This is a genomic window from Propionivibrio sp. (assembly GCF_016790145.1).
Taxonomy (GTDB): Bacteria; Pseudomonadota; Gammaproteobacteria; order Burkholderiales; family Rhodocyclaceae; genus Propionivibrio.
On the sequence record NZ_JAEUOI010000143.1, the window covers coordinates 1 to 2,856 of the forward strand.

General features: G+C 60.9%; 3 protein-coding genes. All 3 read left to right on the top strand.

The features are described from left to right. Nucleotides 1-76: 76 nt before the first annotated feature. Nucleotides 77-1,009 carry an ROK family protein gene (locus tag JNM42_RS11955; protein ID WP_294269987.1) on the top strand — a complete coding sequence of 311 codons (933 nt, stop codon included), beginning with the start codon at nucleotides 77-79 and terminating at the stop codon, nucleotides 1,007-1,009. 111 nt (nucleotides 1,010-1,120) lie between these two features. Continuing rightward, nucleotides 1,121-2,329 (top strand): MFS transporter, encoded by a 1,209-nt coding sequence (locus tag JNM42_RS11960; protein WP_294269989.1) that lies wholly within the window; start codon nucleotides 1,121-1,123, stop codon nucleotides 2,327-2,329. A 51-nt stretch (nucleotides 2,330-2,380) separates the two neighbouring features. Then, the coding region (locus JNM42_RS11965; protein ID WP_294269991.1) for an MFS transporter at nucleotides 2,381-2,856 on the top strand (476 nt) is incomplete at its 3' end.

The window sequence follows — 2,856 nt, forward strand, 5'->3', positions numbered from 1 at the left end:
TGTCAAGTTGCCCTGCTCGCCGGGTTAAAATGCTTGCCAACAGAAAACCATCGTGGATGCCAATGGGAATTCATCAATGTCCGAACAGAAAACATTCTCCATACCCGCGCTGCGTCTCGGGGTCGATCTAGGTGGAACAAAAATCGAGATCGTCGCACTCGACGGGTCGGGCCAGGAATTGCTGCGGCGGCGGGTGGCAACGCCGCAGGGCGACTACCTGGACACGGTGACGGCGGTGGCCGCTCTGGTCGAAGCAGTCGAAAACGAACTCGGCCAGCGCGGCAGCGTCGGGCTCGGGATTCCCGGCGCCGAATCGGCGAGCGGCGGACTGATCAAGAATGCCAACTCCACCTGCCTGATCGGCAAGCCCTTGCGCCGCGACCTGCAAACCCTGCTGCAACGCGAAATCCGCATCGCCAACGACGCCAATTGCTTTGCGCTGTCCGAAGCCATCGGCGGCGCCGGGCAGGGTGCCGGCATCGTCTTCGGCGTCATTCTGGGAACCGGCGTCGGTGGCGGCATCGTAGTAAATGAGCGGGTACTCACTGGCGCCAATCACATTGCCGGCGAATGGGGACACAACCCGCTGCCGGTTTCGGAAGAGGAAATACTGCCACCTCCGGCATGCTACTGTGGCCGTCAGGGCTGCGTCGAAAGCTGGCTGTCCGGCCCCGGCTTGAGCGGCGATCACCAGCGCCATAACGGAGAGATGCTGACACCCCAGGCCATCGAAGACCGGGCAAACCAGGCTGACGCCGCCTGCGCGGCAACACTGGCGCGTTATGATCGCCGCCTGGCCAGGGCGCTAGCCCAAGTTGTTAACATCCTCGACCCGGATGTGATCGTTCTTGGGGGCGGGCTTTCCAATATGGTGCGGCTGTACGCCAATGTTCCCTTGCTGTGGAGTCAATACATCTTCTCCGACCAGGTGCGCACCCAACTGCGACGCCACCAGCACGGCGACTCGTCCGGCGTGCGCGGTGCCGCCTGGCTGTGGAACGGGGGTTGAAAACAAGAACCCCGCTCGTTTCACTTGGTGATACTTTGTGATCCTGTTGGCTTGGTGTTTCGCTTTTTTCATGCTTTTTTCCTACGTGCTTGAACGTCTTGATTGGCCCACATGCTCTGGATCAGACTCTTTCTGCCGTTTGCCGGCGCCTACTTCCTCTCCTACCTCTTCCGCACGGCCAATGCAGTGATCGGGCCGGTACTGAGCGACGAACTGACGCTTGGTGCCGCCGACCTCGGCCTGTTGACCAGCGCCTATTTTCTGGCCTTCGGCGCAGCCCAACTGCCGCTTGGCGTTCTGCTCGACCGTTTCGGCCCGCGTCGGGTCGAAGCGGCGCTGCTGCTGATCGCTGCGGGCGGTGCCGCGATCTTTGCCTGTGGCCATGGAATCGTCATGCTGGCTTTTGGCCGGGGAATGATCGGTCTGGGCGTATCGGCCTGTCTGATGGCTGCCTTCAAGTCCTTTTCGCAGTGGTTTCCGCTGGAAAGACAGGCGTCGCTCACCGGCTGGATCATGACCTCGGGTACGCTCGGTGCGCTGGCCGCGTCGGCACCGCTCAACGCCGCGCTGAACGTGGCGACCTGGCGCGATATTTTTTTCGTCTTGTCCGGCCTGACCGTAGCCGTGTCCGCCTGGCTGTATATAAGCGTTCCCGATAAACCGGTCAGCGAGCATCCCGAGCCGCTCTCGGTGCAGTTGGCGGGCGTCAGGCAGGTTCTGGTCAGCCGTCATTTCTGGCGTTTCGCACCGCTGGGCTTCGCCCAGATCGGCGGCTTCATGGCGGTGCAAAGCCTGTGGTCGAGCGCCTGGTTGATGCACGTCAATGGCCATACGCGCTCGCTTGCGGCCGATCATCTGGCGGCCATGAGCATGGCGATGGTGGTGGCCTACATCCTGATCGGGCTGTTGGCAACCGGGCTGGCACGGCGCGGCATCGCGCCGATCTATTTGCTCGGCGGCGGCATGGTGATGTCGCTGCTCACCCTGCTGCTGATCATCACGCAGGCCATTGACCGGCACTATGTGTTATGGATGGCCTTCGGGGTGTTTTCCTGCTTCGGCACGCTCGCCTACTCGCAGATGTCGGCCGGATTCCCGGTGGCGCTGTCCGGGCGTGCCAACTCGACTTTAAACCTGATGGTATTTCTCGGTGCCTTCGGCCTGCAATGGGGGATGGGCGTACTCATCGACATGCTCCAGGCCAGCGGACTCAGCACGGCAATCGCACATCGCAACGCCTTCGCCGTACTCTTCGTTTTGCAGGCAATCGCTGTCTGGATCCTGATCGGCGGTCGACAGACGAGTGCAAAGGCCGATTGACTTCGGTCAGATTTACTGTTCCGTGAACGTCATACTTTTTCAAGGTTCCACTTGACCATTCCAGGTACTCCGAGTAACGCCGAGCGTAACCGGAAACGCTTCATCGCCTTTCGCACGCTTTTCAACGCGCGCTTCTACTATCCGGTGCTTGCCGTGCTGTTTCTAGATCTTGGTCTTTCGGCCAGCGAATACTCGCTGCTCAATTTTGTCTGGGCCATCGTCATCGTTTTCGCCGAAGTGCCTTCGGGCGTACTTGCCGACCGTATCGGGCGACGCCCTTTGATCGTTGCAGCGGCGATCTGCATGGTGCTGGAAATGCTTGTGCTGCTGGTGGCGCCGGTCAACGGCGGTCTGACCCTGCTGCTGTTCTGCCTGGTCAACCGAATTTTGAGCGGCTCGGCTGAGGCATTGGCGAGTGGTGCCGACGAATCGCTCGCCTATGATTCACTGGCCGCAGAGTCTCGCAGCACGGAGTGGCCGAAGGTGCTGGCTGACGTCATGCACTGGCAATCACTGGCCATGGTGCT

What these genes read in the sequence shown, in the direction of transcription:
- JNM42_RS11955 (WP_294269987.1), top strand. Translation starts at nt 77, where the DNA reads ATGTCCGAACAGAAAACATTCTCCATACCCGCGCTGCGTCTCGGGGTC.
- JNM42_RS11960 (WP_294269989.1), top strand. Translation starts at nt 1,121, where the DNA reads ATGCTCTGGATCAGACTCTTTCTGCCGTTTGCCGGCGCCTACTTCCTC.